Origin of the sequence: Streptomyces sp. NPDC005262, from assembly GCF_042872425.1 — a bacterium.
In the GTDB taxonomy this organism is placed as follows: Bacteria; Actinomycetota; Actinomycetes; order Streptomycetales; family Streptomycetaceae; genus Streptomyces.
Genome location: NZ_JBIAKK010000028.1, coordinates 39,192 through 57,883 on the forward strand (window position 1 = coordinate 39,192; position 18,692 = coordinate 57,883).

At 67.7% G+C, this 18,692-nt stretch carries 17 protein-coding genes and 1 pseudogene; 10 read left to right on the forward strand and 8 right to left on the reverse strand.

Annotation, left to right across the window (positions count from 1 at the left end):
• Positions 1-37: 37 nt before the first annotated feature.
• Positions 38-442, forward strand: coding sequence for a DUF4265 domain-containing protein (locus tag ACFYP5_RS37585; RefSeq protein ID WP_389044328.1), 405 nt, complete (start codon positions 38-40; stop codon positions 440-442).
• 214 nt (positions 443-656) lie between these two features.
• On the opposite strand, the gene ACFYP5_RS37590 is transcribed toward ACFYP5_RS37585, so the two are convergent.
• The 5 genes from ACFYP5_RS37590 to ACFYP5_RS37610 all read right to left on the reverse strand — a co-directional run bounded on the left by ACFYP5_RS37590 (position 657) and on the right by ACFYP5_RS37610 (position 3,839).
• The gene (locus tag ACFYP5_RS37590) at positions 657-1,070 is read right to left on the reverse strand and encodes a hypothetical protein (protein ID WP_356674023.1); all 414 of its coding nucleotides are present in this window, start codon (positions 1,068-1,070) and stop codon (positions 657-659) included.
• A gap of 127 nt (positions 1,071-1,197) precedes the next feature.
• The gene (locus ACFYP5_RS37595) at positions 1,198-2,097 is read right to left on the reverse strand and encodes an aminoglycoside phosphotransferase family protein (RefSeq protein WP_389044332.1); all 900 of its coding nucleotides are present in this window, start codon (positions 2,095-2,097) and stop codon (positions 1,198-1,200) included.
• Between the two features lie 59 nt (positions 2,098-2,156).
• Positions 2,157-2,489 (reverse strand): NIPSNAP family protein, encoded by a 333-nt coding sequence (locus ACFYP5_RS37600; RefSeq protein ID WP_389044334.1) that lies wholly within the window; start codon positions 2,487-2,489, stop codon positions 2,157-2,159.
• A 145-nt stretch (positions 2,490-2,634) separates the two neighbouring features.
• Positions 2,635-3,036 (reverse strand): SsgA family sporulation/cell division regulator, encoded by a 402-nt coding sequence (locus tag ACFYP5_RS37605; protein WP_389044337.1) that lies wholly within the window; start codon positions 3,034-3,036, stop codon positions 2,635-2,637.
• Positions 3,037-3,341: 305 nt separating this feature from the next.
• Entirely contained in the window at positions 3,342-3,839 is a 498-nt protein-coding gene (locus ACFYP5_RS37610) for a hypothetical protein (RefSeq protein ID WP_389044340.1), read from the reverse strand.
• 684 nt (positions 3,840-4,523) lie between these two features.
• Here ACFYP5_RS37610 and ACFYP5_RS37615 point away from each other — a divergent pair.
• Both ACFYP5_RS37615 and ACFYP5_RS37620 read left to right on the forward strand, forming a co-directional pair.
• Positions 4,524-5,105 carry a TetR/AcrR family transcriptional regulator gene (locus tag ACFYP5_RS37615; RefSeq protein ID WP_389044342.1) on the forward strand — a complete coding sequence of 194 codons (582 nt, stop codon included), beginning with the start codon at positions 4,524-4,526 and terminating at the stop codon, positions 5,103-5,105.
• A 119-nt stretch (positions 5,106-5,224) separates the two neighbouring features.
• Positions 5,225-7,045 (forward strand): glycoside hydrolase family 15 protein, encoded by a 1,821-nt coding sequence (locus tag ACFYP5_RS37620; protein WP_389044345.1) that lies wholly within the window; start codon positions 5,225-5,227, stop codon positions 7,043-7,045.
• A gap of 419 nt (positions 7,046-7,464) precedes the next feature.
• Here the strand turns inward: ACFYP5_RS37620 and ACFYP5_RS37625 are convergent, their stop codons facing one another.
• The gene (locus ACFYP5_RS37625) at positions 7,465-8,196 is read right to left on the reverse strand and encodes a TetR/AcrR family transcriptional regulator (protein ID WP_389044347.1); all 732 of its coding nucleotides are present in this window, start codon (positions 8,194-8,196) and stop codon (positions 7,465-7,467) included.
• A 324-nt stretch (positions 8,197-8,520) separates the two neighbouring features.
• On the opposite strand from ACFYP5_RS37625, the gene ACFYP5_RS37630 reads away from it, so the two are divergent.
• The 3 genes from ACFYP5_RS37630 (at position 8,521) to ACFYP5_RS37640 (ending at position 14,154) form a co-directional block, all read left to right on the forward strand.
• The gene (locus ACFYP5_RS37630) at positions 8,521-10,983 is read left to right on the forward strand and encodes a SpoIIE family protein phosphatase (RefSeq protein WP_389044349.1); all 2,463 of its coding nucleotides are present in this window, start codon (positions 8,521-8,523) and stop codon (positions 10,981-10,983) included.
• A 36-nt stretch (positions 10,984-11,019) separates the two neighbouring features.
• Positions 11,020-13,446 (forward strand): SpoIIE family protein phosphatase, encoded by a 2,427-nt coding sequence (locus ACFYP5_RS37635; protein WP_389044351.1) that lies wholly within the window; start codon positions 11,020-11,022, stop codon positions 13,444-13,446.
• 417 nt (positions 13,447-13,863) lie between these two features.
• Entirely contained in the window at positions 13,864-14,154 is a 291-nt protein-coding gene (locus tag ACFYP5_RS37640) for a hypothetical protein (RefSeq protein WP_389044354.1), read from the forward strand.
• A 179-nt stretch (positions 14,155-14,333) separates the two neighbouring features.
• On the opposite strand, the gene ACFYP5_RS37645 is transcribed toward ACFYP5_RS37640, so the two are convergent.
• On the reverse strand, positions 14,334-14,801 hold the full coding sequence (locus ACFYP5_RS37645) for a MarR family winged helix-turn-helix transcriptional regulator (protein WP_389044356.1): 468 nt from the start codon (positions 14,799-14,801) through the stop codon (positions 14,334-14,336).
• A gap of 94 nt (positions 14,802-14,895) precedes the next feature.
• Between ACFYP5_RS37645 and ACFYP5_RS37650 the strand changes: the two genes are divergently transcribed.
• A complete protein-coding gene (locus ACFYP5_RS37650) occupies positions 14,896-15,780 on the forward strand; it encodes a pirin family protein (RefSeq protein ID WP_389044358.1) in 885 nt (294 codons plus the stop codon).
• A gap of 126 nt (positions 15,781-15,906) precedes the next feature.
• On the forward strand, positions 15,907-16,344 hold the full coding sequence (locus ACFYP5_RS37655; protein WP_389044360.1) for a nuclear transport factor 2 family protein: 438 nt from the start codon (positions 15,907-15,909) through the stop codon (positions 16,342-16,344).
• Between the two features lie 521 nt (positions 16,345-16,865).
• On the opposite strand, the gene ACFYP5_RS37660 is transcribed toward ACFYP5_RS37655, so the two are convergent.
• Positions 16,866-17,132, reverse strand: coding sequence for a hypothetical protein (locus tag ACFYP5_RS37660; RefSeq protein WP_389044362.1), 267 nt, complete (start codon positions 17,130-17,132; stop codon positions 16,866-16,868).
• Positions 17,133-18,123: 991 nt separating this feature from the next.
• Here ACFYP5_RS37660 and ACFYP5_RS37665 point away from each other — a divergent pair.
• Together ACFYP5_RS37665 and ACFYP5_RS37670 are read left to right on the forward strand one after the other, a co-directional pair.
• The gene (locus tag ACFYP5_RS37665) at positions 18,124-18,504 is read left to right on the forward strand and encodes a hypothetical protein (protein WP_389044364.1); all 381 of its coding nucleotides are present in this window, start codon (positions 18,124-18,126) and stop codon (positions 18,502-18,504) included.
• Positions 18,505-18,598: 94 nt separating this feature from the next.
• Positions 18,599-18,692: pseudogene (locus ACFYP5_RS37670) on the forward strand (IS6 family transposase); the annotation flags it as partial.

An 18,692-nucleotide genomic window follows, 5' to 3' on the forward strand; every position in this document is an offset into this window, starting at 1 on the left:
GCACGAGGACCCGATCGGCCGGGGCCCGTCCAACTACATGATTCACGCCGATCTGTCCGAGCGGGAGGCCGGCTGGCGCGAGCAGTTGTGGACCCGCCAGATCGACGACGGCAGGTTCGAGGTCGCCTGTCTGCCCTTCTTCAGCTACGGGATCTGCTACCGCGATGTAGTGACCATCGACAGCAACCACCTTGTGTCCGCTGTGGTGCAGAAGTCCGGCCACCGCACCCTTCGAGTCGCACTCATCGCCGATCATCAAGACCGGGACCGACTGCACGAGCTCCTGCACGGCAAGGTCGCCGAAACCGACCTGCCCCATGAATGGCTCCAGGGCACCTACCTCGCAGTCGACCTCGCCCCCGGCGCAGACCCAGCACACCTCGTGGCGGTGCTGGAACCCCCCGCCCAGGTAAACGCCCTTCACTGGGAGATCGACTCCTGAGCCACGGCTCATTCCGATAGGAGTTCTTAGTTGACCGCTGCTGACCGACGTTCGCCAGCCCTTCTGGCACGGCTATGGCATGGGACCTCTTCGTCCCGCAGCAACTTGGGATCCTTGCTGTCCTCGGGCCGATGCGCTTGTGACCTTGGCTAATGGCCCGCTGACGTTTGCGGTTGTGCGGCGCCGTTGCCACGCGGTTAGACACTCAGTGTGCTTACTCGTTGCGAGCCTGGTTGGCCGGCTGGACCCCTGCTTCGGACTCGTGCAGTGCGGCGAGTTCTCCCATGTCGTTACCAACCATGACTTGAGCGAGTCGTCCGGCGACGGCCACGACCTCCGGCCAAGCAGCCGCCTGGAGGTACTCCGCGTCGGTGTCGTTGGGCGCTTCATCTGCGGCGGCGTTGAGCGCGGCACCAAGCTCCCTCATGAGGGCGACCTCTTCTTCCGTCCTCAGGCTCATTCCGAGGTAACGCTCGGGTTCGTCGGCGTCGCAGAAGTCGTCGAAGAGCGTGTGGAAGATGTGATCCAGGTTCTCGAACGTTGACGGGTCGAGCCACACGGCCCGTTGCCACGGCGGGTTGGCCAAAGCCAGGACCGCGGGCACGAGGTGGACTCGGAAGTTCGCCAAGCGTCGGGCCTCCGCACTCATAAGCGGAGCCTAGCGACCGGGTTGACGCGTCGTTGCGGAGAGCACCGCATTAGGAGCGAGGTGGGCTGGCTGTGACCAGCACGGCCCCGACACGCAGTGGCATGCCTCAGCCTTCGTCCAGCACCGCCCGGATCACATGCCGGGCGTTGTGTGCCATCGCGGGGTTCGTCCTGCGGTAGTACGGCAGCGCGATCAGCGCCTGCGAGAGTGTCCGCCCCCGGCCTCGGACCCAGGTCGTGTCGTCCACGGCGAGCGCCTCGCGGAAGACTTCTCTTGCATCGGCCGGCAACAGATTCCACGCCGGGAACAGATCGCAGGCCGGATCTCCCACCCCCGCGCACCCGAAATCGATCACCGAGGCCAGCCGGCCGCCGTCGACCAGCAAGTTGCCCGGCATCAGATCGGCGTGCAGCCACACCGGCGGCCCGTCCCAACCCGGCGCCCACAGCGACTCCTCCCATACGGCCGCCGCGGCGTCGCAGTCGACGTCCTCCTCCGGGATCCCGCGCAGTTCCTTGATCGCCGCCCGAGTCTCCGCGTCTTGCGAGGCAACCGGCCCGCCACGGTGCGCCTTCGGCGCAGCCGGCAGCGTAATGCTCCGCATCGCCGCCACGAATGCCGCCAGATCCTCGGCCAGCAGCACGGGCTCGCTCAGCGCCCCCGCTTCGGGAAGCTCTCCCGGCAGCCACTGGTACACCGACCACGGCCACGGATACCCATGGGCGGGCTCCCCGGCCCCGAACACCTGAGGGATGCGCGTGGGCAGGTGGGGCGCGAGGCGGGGCAGCCACTCCTGCTCCATCGACACGTCCTCGGCCCCGCCCTGCACCAGCGGCAGCCTTACGACCATGTCATTGCCCAGCCGGTACATGGCATTGACCGTGCCACCGGACGGCCATCGCTCCACCCTCCGCCCCGCCCACTGAGGGAACTGTCCGGCGACCAACCTTCGTACCAGGCCGTCGTCAATGGGGTGCATACCGGAATGCATTTGTCCTGCGCTCATGGGCGGCACCCGACCACAGGACGCCGACAGGCGTCAAACACCTTTCCGCTCGGCTCCTGTCACCGCAGGGGTGAGTCGGGGGTGGGCGTCAGCACGGACTCGACGACGCCGACGATCTGGCTCATGTCAAAGCCCTCCATGTCGGCGTGGAATTCGGCGCTGGACAGGTACGCCAGCAGTCGCTCCTGCACGTCGTCGGTGTCCTTGTAGGAAACGAGGGCGTACAGCTGGGGCGCCGCCTTGCTCCCGTGGGCCGCAGGCTCCGTCCAGACACCGTGTGTAGTGATCCGGTGCTTGGCCAGGCCGAGGATGTGCTTGGACCAGATGTTCTCGTAGGCGGCCAGCGCCTCAGGGCTGCACAGTGTGTAGACACGAAGCTGGTACTGGGACATAAACACTCGTTCCTTTTCTTCTAATCGTGATCGTCAGTGGTCGGGGGTGTGACGCAGTTGAGGCCGTATCCTGATCTTCCGTCTGGCGACAGCGGACGATGGAGCACGCAACGGGCGTATTTCGCTGGGAAGTTGGGGTTTTTTCTCAGTGTTCCGCGAGCAGGTTGGCCAGTTCGATGCCCCAGTCGATGCGTCCGGGCTCGGTGCCCAGCGGCACCAGGGCTTCCGTGTTCTTCAGGAAGCTCTTGACGTCTTGCACGGGGACCTCGAGCAAGGCGGTGCCCGCGGAAGACCCGAGGGCGATGTGCATCGCTTGGTCACCACGGCCAGCGGCCGGCCAGATTCGGACGTTCCCGTAGCCTGCGGAATCCCTCAGGCCATCAATCAGAAGATCACGCCCCAGGACCCATTCGACCGGGTCGTCACCGTGGGCGAAAAAGTCGGCACGGATGACATATGGATCAGTGGGCTCGTACCGCAGGCGCATGCACATGGGCAGCGAGTAGTCGTGCGAGACGACAAGCCGCGCAGACAGCTCCTGCACCACATTCCTCGAAGACTCCATCGACTTTCACTCCAGGACGCCTCTGGCTGCGAAGAGGCAACAAGGGAAGAGGGGTTACGGCACAGGGCTCGGGCACTGGCCGGCGTCAGTGGACCGTCCGATTCGTGGCGTCGCGGCAGCTGGGCGACGCGATCCTGCGACTCATGGTGGGCGTCCGTAGGCAGGAGAAGGTCAGACCCTCACTCAGCCGACCCCCTGGGCGGCGGTGCGGAGCGCCGATCCCTCAGGGGCCGAGCCCCCTGCCGCCGACAGGCATCACGGACAGGCACGGGCGCATGCGGCCTCTCTCAGCGGTCGCCAGGGACCCGGACCTCGTGCTCGTAGCAGCTCCAGTGGTATCGGTCCGAGCTGTCGGACTTCCGGCCGCGTCCCGCCCCGTCCCAGCGGTCGAAGTGACCGTCACGGCCGTACCGGGCCGGTTCGGTGATGCGGCCGTCGTGGTGCCAGCCACGGACTTCGTCGAAGGAGCAGCCCTGCTCGAGCAGGTAACTGACACCGTGGTCCCAGCGGTAGAACTGACCCTCACAGCCGTACCGGGCCGGTTCGGTGACGCGGCCGTCGTGGTGCCAGCCACGGACTCCGTGGGAGGAGTAGCCCTGCTCGAGCAGGTAACTGACACCGTGGTCCCAGCGGTAGTCGTCGGCGTTGATGCAGACGGCCGGGCGCTGAACGTGCACGGACGCAGGAGTCGCGGCCGAAGCGGCATCCCCGGCTCCGAGGACGGCGACACCGGCGACCGCCACGGCGGAAGCGGTGGCAGCGATGCGCGTCGTGAGCTTCTTCATGGTCTTACCTTCCTGGTTGGTGCGGTCTGCGCCAACGGCTGTTTGTGCAGGCGATGCGGGGCGCCTGGCGTGTCCGAGCGAGCTTTTCCATACGATGTATGGAAGCGCCTCACCATTATTACCATACGATGTATGGAAGTGTCGAGGAGAGGCAATGACGGCAATGGCAGCCTGTGCGGCCGGCGGCGACCGGAAGGGCGTGGGGGCGGGGCATGCGTACCTGCCGCTGCATCCGATGCCGGTAACCCACCGCCCTTGCCGCCAAGGCTGTCCGCACCGTCACCTCCAGCGAGTCAGCGCCTGGAATGCGGGCCGCGGCGGACGCCTGCTGAACCGATTGGCCTGCTTTCTGCGTCAAGGCGGCGATCGGCACTTACTGGCTGGAAAGGTGTCCATGGGGAGTGCGCCGCGCGGCGCCAGTCACCCGAGCGGTGCTGGTCCGGATTCACGCCGGAGACCGGACAGGGCCCAGATTGTTTCGGAATACGTGATCAGGGGGGGCCTTTTGCGTGACGAGGGCGCGCCGCTCGACGCGCCGGAGGGCCGCCGATGCGGCGGGAGCCCGGTGTCCATGTACTGCGTGGACCGCTTTCGTGTACCGTACACAGTATGGAAACTCGACGGAAGGCCCCGCGGGGGACGCGAAAGAGGGACGTACCGCTCACCAAGGACGGCATCTACGCCATGGCACTGCAGCTCATCGACGCCGATGGGGTAGAGGCGCTCACCATGCGCAAACTCGCGGCCGCGCTCGATGCGAACCCGATGTCGCTGTACCACCACGTGCCGAACAAGGATGCTGTGCTGCGAGGCGTGGCCGAGCGCGTCGGCTCGCAGTTCCGCGCGGGGGAGCGAGAGGGTATCCCCTGGCAGGACCGTCTGCGCGAACTGGCCCTTGGTTTCCGTGAGCTGTGCCACCGTCATCCCAAACTGATGGGGTACTCGTTCGCTCGCCCCGATTACATCCAGCCGGAGGATCCCTTCTGGCTGGGGCTCACCGACGTCCTGGCCGCCGCGAAACTGCCGGTTTCGGAGATCCCGCGCGTCGCTGCAACCCTGTGCGCCATGTTCACGGGTCTGCTGTTCGGCGAACTGAACGGGGCATTGCAGCGGTGGACCACCCTGCCGCCGGCACCAGCCGACCCCGACGGGGAGGACGCCCCCCTGCCCCCGAAGGACATGGTCGACACGATGTTCAGCTGTGCGTTGGACGCCGTGATCGTCGGTGTGGAAACCCATGTCGCACGACTCCGCGAGGAGGTGTGACAGAACGGAGCCGCTCCGCTCCGCAGGCGCTCCGTTCACCTCAAACCGGTCTGATGCCCCTGCGATCGGGCGATCGGGAAGGACACAATGAGAGGCAGGAGCAACAGGAGGGTGCTGCGATGTCCGGCGCAAAGACACAGCACAGGTCCCCCCGGTACCTGCCGATCGCTGATCACGGCTTGATCGGGGATCGGCACACGTCGGCCCTGGTGGGCATGGACGGGACGATCGACTGGTACTGCTGCCCCTCCTTCGACTCCCCGAGTGTGTTCGCCGCCCTCCTGGACGCGGACCGGGGCGGGTCCTTCGAGCTGTCGCCCGCCGTTCCGGCCGACACCAAACAGTTCTACTTCCCCGACACCAATGTGCTGATCACCCGGTTCTTCACCGAGGACGGGCTGGGGGAGATACAGGACTTCATGCCGGTGGGGGACGTCGCCGATACTGACCGTCACAGGCTGATCCGGCGGGTGGTGTGCGTCCGCGGAAGGATCCCGTTCCAGGCCCGGGTGGCCCCCCGGTTCGGCTATGGCGCCCACCCGCACAGCGTGCGGATGCTGGACCAGGCCGCCCTGTTCACGTCCGAGGCACTGTCGCTGACACTGACCTCCACCACACCGCTGAAGTGCGACGAGAATGACGTGTGGGCTGAGTTCGAACTCTCCCAGGGGGAGACAGTGGTCTTCGCCCTGGACCGAGTCAACGAGGAGACACCGCCGCGCGGCTACTCCCAGGCCGAGGCGGAGTCGGAGTTCACCGCCACGGTCGCCTTCTGGCGACGGTGGCTGCAGCAGTCCCAGTACCGCGGCCGCTGGCGGGAGATGGTGCACCGCTCCGCGCTCACCCTCAAACTGCTCACCTACGCCCCCACCGGCGCGATCGTGGCAGCCCCCACCACCAGCCTGCCCGAGCAGATTGGCGGCGGCCGGAACTGGGACTACCGCTATGCGTGGGTGCGTGACTCCGCGTTCGCCGTCTACGCGCTGCTCAGGCTCGGCTTCGCCGAGGAGGCCGAGGCGTTCATGCGCTTCCTCACCCACCACATCGACCGGCGCGAAGGGCCTTCCGGGCCACTGCAGATCATGTACGGCATCGACGGTCGCGCCGAGTTGCCCGAGTGTGAACTCTCCCACCTGGAGGGCTACCGTGGCTCGGCGCCCGTTCGAGTCGGGAACGACGCCGTCATCCAGCTCCAGCTGGACATCTACGGTGCCCTGCTCGACTCCGTGTACCTCTACGACGAGTGGTGCCAGCCCCTGACCAGCGGCCAGTGGCGCGCTGTGTGCGACCTGGTGAACTGGGTGTGCCAGCACTGGGACCAGCCGGACGAGGGTGTGTGGGAGACCCGCGGCGGGCGCAAGAAGTTCCTCTACTCCCGCCTCATGTGCTGGGTGGCCATCGACCGCGCCATCCGCATCGCCCTGCACCGCGGCCTGCCCGCCGAGCTCATCCGTTGGGGCCCGGTCCGTGACGCGATCTACTGGCGGATCATGGACCATGGCTGGTCGCCCGCACGGCAGGCGTTCGTCCAGTACGAGGGTGGCGACGTGCTTGACGCCGCGGTGCTGATGATGCCGCTGACCAAGTTCATCGCTCCCCACGACCCTTTGTGGCTGTCCACCCTAGATGCCCTCGGCAACGAACTCGTCTCCGACTCCCTGGTCTGGCGCTACGACCCCAAGGCCAGCCCCGACGGCCTGGAAGGCGATGAAGGCACGTTCTCCATCTGCTCCTTCTGGTACGTCGAGGCCCTCGCCCGCGCCGGACGCCTGGACGAAGGCCGCCTGGCCTTCGAGAAGATGCTCACCTACGCCAACCATCTCGGCCTTTACGCCGAGGAGATCAGCCACACCGGCGAGCAACTGGGTAACTTCCCGCAGGCGTTCACCCACCTCGCCCTCATCAGCGCCGCGTTCAACCTCGACCGCGCACTGGACTGACGACTGACCGGCGGCGTCCCTCGGGCAGCCGCCGTGCGACTGCCCCGGTCTCCGCCACGCTGGAGACGAACAGCGCCGCGGCAAGCCGGGTCATGGCTCGTCAGCATCTCACCAGAGCACCTTGGCGCTGCGGGAGCGCAGCCATTCGCTGAGTGCTTCGGCCTGCGAGTCAAGGCGCAGCATCGAGGTGGCGCGCCGGTCTCTCGAAGGAGGAAGTTGACCGCGCCGACGTTGAACAGTTCGTAGCGCGAGGTCGCCACGTCGCGTGTTTCGGGAAGAAGGCGTCGCGGTTCGTCGATGGCGAGGGTGGCCTTGAGCCAGTCCCATGCCTCGCGGTCACGACGACGGGCGCCGCCCCCGTACCGAGAGCCAGTCCGCCCCGGCTCGGGGGAGCGCCGAGGGAGCGGAGATACGCCTGCTCACGCCGGTGTGGTCCGGGGCTGCTCGGCGCGTGGTGTGCATCCGCCACCATCTGCCCCATCCCCCGCAGAATCGGACTCCGCCCCGCCACGGCTCTCCCTTCGCGCTGCAGCGGGAAGGGGCCGCTGGGCGATGTCGCGGGCCTCGTCCGCGGAGAGGCCGAGCATGCGCAGGAGCATCTCTGCCATGCTGTCCGAGGCCTGGCCGTTGTCCACCTCGGGCTGGGTGAACCACAGTTCCAGGAGCGCCAGCAGGCTGCCGTTCAGCGCGACCAGAACGACGACCGGGTCGGCCCCGGTGAAGCGGCCCGAGGCTATGCCCTGCTCCACGTCGTGCCTCGCGCGCGGAGCCAGTCCGCGGCCGGTGTAGATACGGCCGAGCCCGCTGTGGCACAGGATGCGCATGATCTCTGGGTGCGCCCCAGCCAGGCGGGCACTGAGCCGCACGCCGCGGGCGAGGCGCTCGGCCGGATCATCGAGGCCGTACAGACGCTCGTCGATGGCCAGGGCGTATTCCTCCAGGGCGTCGGCCACGGCAGCGTCGAACAGGTCCGGCTTGCATGTGAAGTGGTTGTAGAAGGAGCCGAAGCCCACGTCCGCGAGCTCCGCGATGGCCCGAATGCTGGTGCTGGTGTCACCGGACTCGGCCAGGATCGTCCGCGCGGCGCGGACGAGTGCCCGCCGGGTCTCGGAGCGACGGCGTTCGAAGCGATTCCTGCGTGAGGCTGACATCGTCATACACCACAAATGAAAGCACCAATTCTGATGCTTTCATCATTACATATATCCCCGGCCGTCTGTACCCCGCCCCTAACGGCGTGCCGTCGGCTGGCCGCACTCGACCATACGTCTGATCATTTGATCAGCTTTGAGGGTCTTGACATTAGAGCGCTCGTATCTGACTATTTCATCAGAACTGGGCAAAATGGCACTAAAGTGACATGTGCTGTACCGCAGGCCGCCCCCCCGGACTCCGCCGGTCCACCACGGCTGCGGATCGGGCCTCCGCGCCCCATGCCGACGCTCTCTCACCTCCGCACCGACGGGATGACCCTCATGACGAACACCGGCCACACCCCACTCGCCGAGTCGGCGGGCCCCCGCGAGACACCCGACGCGGCGATAGCGATGACCGACGCGGAGGGGACCGTGATGGGGTGGACGCGTGCCGCTCAGCAGCTTGTCGGGTACTCGGCCGGGGAGGTGGTGGGCCGATCCGCCGCACACGTACTGCCGCCCCCCGAGGACGCCAGGAGGGCTTCGGCGTTCGCCGAGCAGTGCCGTGCCCAGGGTGGCTGGTCCGGCACTGTGGCGGTCCGCCACCGCGACGGCCGCACACTCACCATGACGCTGCGGATCTCGTTGCTGTGGGGGCAGGACGCCGACACCCGGTGGCTGGTGTCCGTGACCGACATAGGCTCCCTGTCCTCGGGGGCGACCAACGGACCGGTGCGGGAATCGCTCCTTGCCCGCGCACCGATCGGCATCGTCGTTCATGACCTGCAGTTGCGCTGTGCCTGGGTGAACGACGCCATGGAGCGTCACGACGGCGTGCCTCATCACCGACGGTTCGGACGCCGCCTGAAGGACTCGCTGCCCGCCCTCGAGGCCGAAGCGCTCGAGGCGGTGATGCAGCAGGTGCTGGAGAACGGCAGCACCATGGTGCACGAGTACCGGGCGTGGCCGCCGGCGGCCACGCGCCGTGAGCATGCATTCTCGGCCTCATTCTTCTGCCTTCAGGGCGCGGACGGCACACCACTGGGCGTGTGCTCCATGGCCGTGGACGTCACCGGCAACCGGCGGGCGCGCGAGCGCCTTGCCATCCTCAGCGAGGCCAGCACACGCATCGGCAGCACCCTCGACGTCATGCAGACCGGGCAGGAGCTGGCCGAGCTCGCCGTACCCCTGCTGGCCGACCACGCCATCGTCGACCTGGTGGAGCCGGTCTCGCTCGGCCTGGAGCCCTCGGCACGGATCGGCACGACGAGCGGCCGCACCCCGCCGCTGCGCCGTGCCGGCCTGGCCACCATCGACCCGGATGTCCCGGAATTGCCGTTTGTGCGCGAAGAGGTGATCCACCCCCACCCGAGCTCGTCATTCGCCGCCGTCCTACGCACGGGCAGGTCTCACCTGGAACCAGTACTGGACACCCAAGCCGGCCCCTGGGTCGACCACGACCCGGTGCGGGCACAGAAGGTGCGCGACAGCGGAATCCACTCGCTCATGGTCGTACCCATCCGTGCGCGGCGCTGCGTGCTGGGACTGGCGCTGTTCGCCCGCTCCGAGGAACAGACGCCGTTTCAGGAGAACGACCTGCTCCTCGCCGAGGAACTCGTCACCCGGGCCGCGCTCTGCCTGGACAACGCCCTCCGGTACGCGCGCGAACGCACCGCCGCCCTCACGCTGCAACGCGACCTGCTTCCCCGCCGTGTCCAAGGCGGTGCCGCCGTCGAGGTTGCCTCGCGCTACATGCCGGCCGACATGGACCACGGCGTGGGAGGTGACTGGTTCGACGTCATCGAACTGTCCGGCGCCCGGGTGGCCCTCGTCGTCGGCGATGTGGTCGGACACGGCATCAACGCCGCAGCCACCATGGGCAGACTGCGCACCGCCGTGCGCACGCTCGCGGACCTTGACCTGCCCCCCGACGAACTGCTGGCGCACCTCGACGACACGGTCCGGCGGTTGAACGACGAAGACGCCAACGCTTCCGACGAGGTCCCCGCGGTGCTGGGAGCAACCTGCTTGTACGCCGTCTACGACCCGGTCACTCGACGGTGCACGGTGGCGCGGGCCGGGCATCCTCCGCTCTTGATCATCGACGTGCAGGGCCAGGTCACCGTCCCCGACCTGCCCTCCGGAGCCCCACTCGGCCTCGGTCTAGGCCTGGTTCCCTTCGAGTCCGTGGAACTGGAGCTGCCCGAGGGGAGTCTGCTCGCGTTCTACTCCGACGGCCTGGTCGAATCCCGCGACGACGACATCGACGTCGGCCTGGCCCGCCTGGGCGCCGCTCTCGCACACCCGGGCGCATCCCTGGAGGACCTGTGCACGCGAGCGATGGAGACCTTGCCGACCCAGGCACCGGCCGATGATGTCACCTTGCTCCTTGCGCGCACCCGCGCGCTCCGACCCACCCAGGTCGCCTCCTGGGACCTGCCGAACGAGCTGACCACCGTCCCGAACGTCCGGCACCTGGTCGCTCGTCAGCTCAGCAAATGGGGTCTGGAGCCGCTCATGGCGCCAGCGGAGCTGATCGTCAGTGAACTGGTCACCAACGCCATTCGCCACTGCGACGGCCCGAGCCGCCTACGGCTCATCCAGCACCGGGTCCTGACGTGTGAAGTCTCCGACACCAACACCAGTCAGCCACGCCCCCGCCAGCCCCAGACCCTCGACGAGAACGGCCGCGGCCTCTTCCTCGTCGCTCGCCTCTCGCGCAGGTGGGGCTCGCGTCCCGGGACGGACGGCAAGGTGGTCTGGGCCGAACAAGACCTGCCCCCCACAGCCGCTGCGACGTGAATCGTCGCCCTATGCTCCTGCAAGAAGGTCTTCAAAATGGCTATCCGCAACGCAAATGACACCGACTCAGTAAGCGCCCGGGAAGAGCTGAGCGTCCCCGACCCCCACTCCCTCGGCAACGCGCACGTCTTCGCGGGCCTGGCAGCCGCCGTGCTCGACAACCGCGGCTCCGTGGTGCGGTGGACCGAGGCAGCAGCGGAGCTAACGGGGTTCACCGCCGAGAAGGTATGCGGCCGCCCCGTTCAGCAACTGGTGGCCGACCTCCCCGACGAACTGCGCAGCACCACGACGATCCCGGCATCCGGCCGGGTACGACTGTGGCATCAGTGCGGCAACACCGTCGACGTCGCTTTCCGCACCACCAAAGTGAACGGCTCGGCCGAGTTCCTCGTGCTGGCGGCGCCTGCGCACCACGTCGCCGACCACGAGCACGCCGCAGCGCTCCTGCGCGCCCTGTCCTCACAGAACCGGATCACGGTCGCTCTGCACGACACGGACCTCACCACCGTGCAGACGAACGCCACGCTGGGCATTCCCGGCGGCCGTCCGGTACAGCCCGGCACCCGGCTGTGCGACGTGCTGTGCGCCGAGGACGCCGAGAACCTCGAGACAGTACTGCGCCAGGTGCTCGAGACCGGCGCCTCAGTGGTCCGCAGCAGCCTGCAGGTGAGCTGGCGGCACGACCCTGCACGCCGGCACGCTCTGTCGCTGTCCGCCTTCCGGCTGGAGGACGCACGAGGACGCCCCACGGGGGTCGCAGCCCTGTACATCGACGGCACCGACCAGCTGCGCGCCCGCCGTCATCTGGAGCTCGCCCGCGAGGTGGCCGAGCAGGTAGGAGGGTCCCTGGATGTCGTGCACACCGCGCAGGACCTTGCGGACACACTCGTACCCGCGTTCGGAGATCTCGCCGCAGTCGACCTTGCAACGTCCGTGTTCGACGGGGACGAACCTTCCGAGCAGTTGGGCGGTGGAGATCCTCATCTGCGCAACGCTGCCCTGGCACCAACCACCGCCGTGTGGCCGCCCGGCATCAGGCTCGGCAACTCCATCCCCCCACTGTCCGACCACCCCCTCCTGCGCAGCTCACAACACGGCCAGACAGTCATCTACGGCCGTGAAGACATCGTCGCCCTGATCGGCGACCCACAGTCGGCCGAGAATTTCCTCCCGCCAGACGCCCATGCGGTGATGGTGGCGCCGCTGTACGCCCGCGGCCTCACCCTCGGCAACATCGTGGTCTGGCGCACCGGCCGATCCGACCCATTCGCCGAGGACGAGGCCGACCTCATGAGGCAGATCGCCTCACGCAGTGCGCTCGCCATCGACAACGCCCGCCGTTACACCCGCGAGCACCGGGCGGCCGTGGCACTGCAGCAGAGGCTGCTTCCTCCCGCCACGACCGACACTCCGGCAGCCGAGACCGCCGGCGTCTACCTGCCCGCATGCGACGGAGCGGAAATCAGCGGCGACTGGTACGACGCCATCGCTCTGCCCTCCCTGCGGCTGGCCCTTGTCGCCGGCGACGTGGTCGGCCACGGCATCGCCGCCAGCGCCACCATGGGCCGCCTACGCACCGCCATCCAGACGCTCGCGGACCTCGAACTCGAACCGGATGAGCTGCTCACCCGGATCGCAGACCTGGTCCAGCGCCTAGCAGCCGAGGCCCCACCCGGTGACCACGACTTCGTCGGCGCCACATGCCTGTACGCGGTGTACGACCCCGTGAGCTGCCGCTGCGCCATGGCCAGTGCCGGGCACCCGCCACCCGTCCTGGTCCGGCCTGACGGGACCGCAGAGACCGTCGGGATCGCGCCGGGACCACCGCTCGCCCTCAGCGGTATGCCGTACGAGACCACCACCATCGACCTCGAGCCGGGCAGCGTCCTCGTTCTCTACACCGACGGCCTGATCGATCGGGGCGCGGACGACACCGACGATGGGCTCCAGCGGCTGACCCATGCGCTCGCCGCGTCCTGCCGCCCGGACCGTGCTCTGGAGGAAACCGGCCGGGCGCTCCTCATCGACCTGGTGGACGAAGCGCCGCGTGACGACGTGACCCTGCTGTTGGCACGCACCCGCGCCATACCCGCGGAGGACACCACACACTGGGAAATCCCGGTCGATCCGGCTGCCGTCTCCGAGGCTCGCGAATGGGCAGCCCGCCAACTCACCACGTGGGGGCTGGACGACCTTCTCTTCACCACCGAACTCATCATCAGCGAACTGGTCACCAACGCGATTCGCTACGGTCGTCCGCCGGCGGAGCTGCGGCTGATCCGCCAAAACGTGCTGGTCTGCGAGGTCACCGACTCCAGCAGCACTCAGCCCCGCCTACGACGTGCCCGCACAACCGACGAGGGAGGACGCGGCCTGTTCCTCGTCGCCCAACTCGGCGCGCGATGGGGCTGCCGCCACGGCCAGAATCGCAAGACGATCTGGTCCGAGCAGCTCATCGAGTGACCCGACCGGCCTTGCCCATGACATAGACGGGCACCGCCCATCGCACCCGAGAGCCGTGACCCGCGACGCTGCACTCCTCGACGGCGGAACTCCCATGAGGGCACCGGGGGTCTGACACTCAGTACTGGAATGCCGTGGGCGCCGGTGCCCTCTCAAGCATCGGTGCACACCCACTGCTGCCCCGCAGTGACTTTGATGTCCTCCCGAACGGGTGCCAGAGACGAGGATGAGGCGGATCGGGGAGCCGATCTTGTTGTCCAGGCGGTGGGCCGCACACGCCGTATGATTTGCTGGCGCCATGTTCCATGCGGCGTACGGAACATGGAGCAGTGCATGCCTGATGCCTGTTCTCCCCACCACCGCCACCGCGGCAGCCGCCCGACACCTCGCGAGACCCTTCCGCCCGAGGGGCGACTCATGACCGACATCCACTGCATACCGGCGCCGCGCGGCGCCCCCCTCGCCGGAAACACGCTGCAGGTGCTGTCCGATGGGCCGCCCGGTACTTTCGCCGACCTGAGCCGTCAGTGCCCGGAGGGTACTTACGGCCTGGGTCTGGACTTCACATTCGACTGCGCAGGCTCGCCGCTCGTGCGCGAGCAGGCCACCGCCGTCCAGGGGCGGCCAGGCACCCTGGCCCCGACGCGCATCACACCCCAGCCGCCGACCGTCTCGCAGAGCCTGGGCTTCCACTACATGAAGAAGTAGATGCTTCAGTACAGCTCAGGTTGAGCTCGTGCGGCTGGGTTCCCGCGGCCGCCTCAACCTGGTGCCAGCCTCACAGACCACATCCCGCCGGTGGAGGTCGACAGTTGCCCACGGCGCCCGCGGGCGCGCTACCGGCCCCTCGGCCTCCGCGATGACGCGCATACGCGGTGGATCGGGGCTCAGGGCGCGGGTTCCTCTTCCCGGAGCCCATCGAGAATGATCGCGGAGATCTCGCCGAGCTGATGGAACTGCTCGGCCGTTAGACGGTCGACGACCAGCCGCCTGACTTCCTCGGCGTGGCCGGGGACGGCCCCTTGGAGGGCCGCGCGGCCCTGCGGGGTGATGGCGGCGTACATGGCGCGCGCGGGACCGCTTTGGCGTTCTGCGAGGCCGCGCCTGCACATGCGGGTGAGCTGGTGGTGGAGGCGGCTCTTCTCCCAACCGAGTTCGCGACTGAGTTCGAAGGCCCGCAGTCGGCCCTCGGGCGCTTCCGAGAGGGCGACCAGCACGGTGTAGTCGGCGTTGGAAAGGTCGCTGCCGGCCTGAAGCTGCTGCTCGATGCGGCCGCGCAGGACCTCCTGCATCTGGAAGAAGACCCGCCAGGCGCGCATCTCGCGCTCATTGAGTCCCTGCTGCTCCTGTGCCACAGCCATCATCATAACCCGAGTTGACATATCACCTCGGGGTCGTACATCTTGAGGTGACACATCAACTCGATGGTCATCCGAAGGGAGGCACGCCATGGAAGCGCGATGGCCCACAACCCGCCGGACCGTCGTCCGGGTCGAGGACAAGATGCGCCTGGGGCCGGACACGCAGGTCGATGACAAGAACGTGATCATCGCCCCGATGCGGCCGGAGCAGACCGACCCGTTCCTGCTGCTGAGCGAGGACTGGTTCTCCTCGCCCGGATTCGAGTGGCATCCGCACCGCGGCGTGGAGACGGTGACGATGGTTGTCGACGGCGTCCTGGAGCACGGGGACAACACCGGCAACGCCGGTGCCCTCGCCACCGGGGACGTGCAGTGGATGACCGCCGGGCGCGGAATCATCCACCGCGAACTCGCCTACCGCGACGAGCGTGCGCACACCCTGCAGCTGTGGGTGAACCTGCCACGCGAGATGAAGATGGTGGACACCCGCTATCAGGACCTGCGGGCGGCGGATCGGCCGGTGGTCGAGCGGGCCGGCAGCCGCGTCGACCTCATCTCCGGGACCGCCGACGGCATCACCGGCCCGGCCCTGAACCACTGGCCGATCTCCGGCGCGGTGATCACGCTGGAGCCGAACCAGACCCTGGAATACCTGTTGCCCGGCCGCGACCGCGCCTTCTTCTACGTGCTCGCCGGGCAGGTCGAGGTCGCCGGGCGCACCGTGGGTGAGGGACAGACCGCGTGGTCCGACCCCGCACCGCAGGCCGACGGCTCCGTGATCACCTTGCAGACCGGCGACGGTGACCGGCCCAGCGTGGTGATGGCGTACAGCGGCGAGCCGATCGGCCAGCCGGTCGCGATGGGCGGCCCGTTCGTGATGAACAGTCCGGCCGAGATCGAACAGGCCTTCCGCGGCTTCCACAGCGGCTCGTTCGGGGCCATCCCCCGCCAGGCCCGCCTCCAGTACCGCTGAGCCGCTCCGCAGGCCCGCACCCGGGCCCACGGAGCACCCCCGACACGCGTGCCAGGCCCCACCCGGCACGCGCCCCCACCGGCCGGGGCAGTCCGAAACCACCGGCCACGAGAAAGGCACACCATCATGTCGGACACCCGTACCGCCACCGAGATCGCCGCGGCCAACCGCGAGCTGGCCCGCAAGTTCCTGATCGGAGAGCTCGGCTTCGAGCTGTTCGCCGACGACGTCGTCCTGGAGTTCCCCTACGGCCCCTCCCTCGGCATGCCGGACCGCTTCGAGGGCAAGGAGGTCGCCGTCACCTACCTGACGCAGATGCTCTCCCAACTGCAGGATCTGCAGATGCGGGACGTCGTCTCCCACTCCGTCGACGCTGACCCGAACACCGTGATCAACGAGTACGAGGGCGACGCGGTGACCAAGAGCGGCAAGGCCTACACGCAGATCTACATGAACAAGATGCGGTTCCGCGACGGGAAGTTGGTGCTCTTCCGCGAGCTGTGGGACCCGATGCGAGTCGCGGCGTCCACCGACGGCGCCTACGAGGGCAACGTCACGGCCTGACCGTGCCGGCCCCGTCAGCGGCTGCCCGCCCTACATCGGGCTGAGCGCCCCGCCATCCACACGGGCCGTGCGCCGGGCAGCCTGATCTGCCCGGCGCAACACGCACGCGCGCAGCGGTGCCTCGGCAAGCGGTACCGCCAGCCGGCACCACTACCTGGCCAGGCAGTTCGACCTCCAGGACCAGCTCCCTCGCCTCCGGCGCAAAAGCCGCGCGACGCCCACCGCGAAGACTGTCGGGGTAGCCAACCTCACCGAGTGTTTCCTCCACGCAGGCGGTCAGGCCATCGAAGCCCCCTTCGCTGAAAGCTTCTTCCATCCGTAGTCGGTGCGCGTGAAGACCCTCCGGCCGCGTGCGGAGCACGGACATCAGGCAATCCACTTGCGTCTCGATCTCGGCTGTCTTGAGAATCGCCTCCTGACGCAGACGGTCGCTCATCTCCTGCTTCGCACGCCGATCTGCCGCCGCCTTCTCACGCGCTTCGGCCCGCTTCCTCTGCTCAGCCTCCTTGGCCCGGGCCGCCTCACGCTTCTCCCCGGACGATCTGCTCGGCCTTCCGGGACTCGGCGGAACGCTGAGAATCCTTCTCCTTCTGCGTACGGACCCAGGCCTGCGCCCGCTCCCGCTCCTGCCTGGCCTTTTCCTTGGCGCGCTGAGCAGCCTCCCGTTCCGCTGCGCGGGCCTGACGATCACGCTCCGCGTCGGCCCGCTTGGCAGCAGCGGCCTTCGCCTTCTGCGCATCGCGGTACGTCTGGACCAATTGCGCCGCCAGAGACTTCCTGCGAGCCATCCGCCCTCCTTGTTGCAGACCGAAGAAAGAGAGCTGCCCTGCGGCACCGGCCGTCAATCCGAATGACTTGTTCGATGGCTCAAGAAGTGGCTTGGCGGGCGACTTTGAGACATGCAGGGGAGGCCTGTGCGTGTCCGTCGGCGGTCCGGACGGCCCAGCGACCGGACACATGCTGTCGGTCAGTCAGGCACGCCCTTAACGGTTGCTTGCATCTGACGTGAGACAGATCGGCACGGCGACGGCTCGTGCTGCATGTCAGCACGTCATAAATCTTTCATTCGCCTGTTGTTCATTGCGTGCCACGTGGTCGTTCATTTCGTGCGGCAGCTTTTCGGTCTCCTAAATCGGTCCTTCTCCTTCGTTGGGGCCCCAAAACTCCGTAGTGTGACCTGGGTCACTATTGACTTGTGCGATTGCCCGGTTACGGTCAGCGTCATATTCGTGATGCATGTGTGACGCATGGGGTGGGGCTGTGAATTCGCACAAGGGGGGCCGGGTTTCGCGTAGGCGGAATCCGGGGGCGCGCCATGCTGTTGCCAGACTTTTGGCGTGGACGTTGCTTGTCGGCGCTACGTGCATGGTGAATTCACCGGCGGTTCACGCTGCTACGACAGCGGCGCAGACGCCGTCCGAGGAAGCCGCAGCATCGGGTGAGCCGGTCGAGGTCACATCCGAGCGGACCGAGTATTCACAGACGTTCGCGAACCCGGACGGGACGTACAGCCTGAAACAGGCGACGTCGCCACAGCGGGCACAGGACGCCTCGGGCCAGTGGCATGACATCGACACGGCGCTCGTGCGCCGGGCCGACGGCACGATCGGGCCGCGGTCTGCGCCGTGGGTGAGTCGTTCTCGGCCGGCGGCAGCCAGACGATGGTCCGTCTGGAACGCGACGGGCGCGATGTCAGTTCGGGGGAGGGCGGTGGCTTGAGCCGAGACCGCATGTCGGTGAGACCCTGTAGGTGGACAGTCCACGTGATTGATGTCCTCCGTGAAGCCCTCCAGGACATTCGCCCAGTGGTATTCCCCCTTCGACCGCGAGCTCGGCACGGAAGGACACGAGATACTCAGTCGGCCGCGACAGCAGGTGCCGTTCCAGCACCTCACGGAACTCCGCGATCACGCCAGCGCAGTCCGCCAGCAGATCATCGGCCCCGTGCAGCCCGGCCGCGCGTTCCATGATCTTCCCGGCCAGGGCACGCGCCTTTGCGGTGCCTGGCGCGAGGCGCGGCATAGCGGCGAAACTGGCCGGGGAAACAAGGTCATGCTCCAGGACGAGCTGGCAACCCAGCTCCTTCCACGCTTCAGCGTCGTCCGCCCGGCGTCGGGGGAGTGGTGCGCCGTGAGCACCAGTGCGGTCAGACTGGTGTAGGCAAGGCGCGCAGCCGTGGCCGGGAGACGGCGCTGTCACGTTGGCTGGCCGGGTGGGATGATCTTCTGATTGGTCATGCTGGGAGGGGTCGTCCGTGGAGAGTGCGTCGCCGTCGTACAAGGGTCACCGGTACCCGGTCGAGGTGATCTCCCACTGCGTGTGGCTGTATTTCCGCTTCCCGCTCAGCT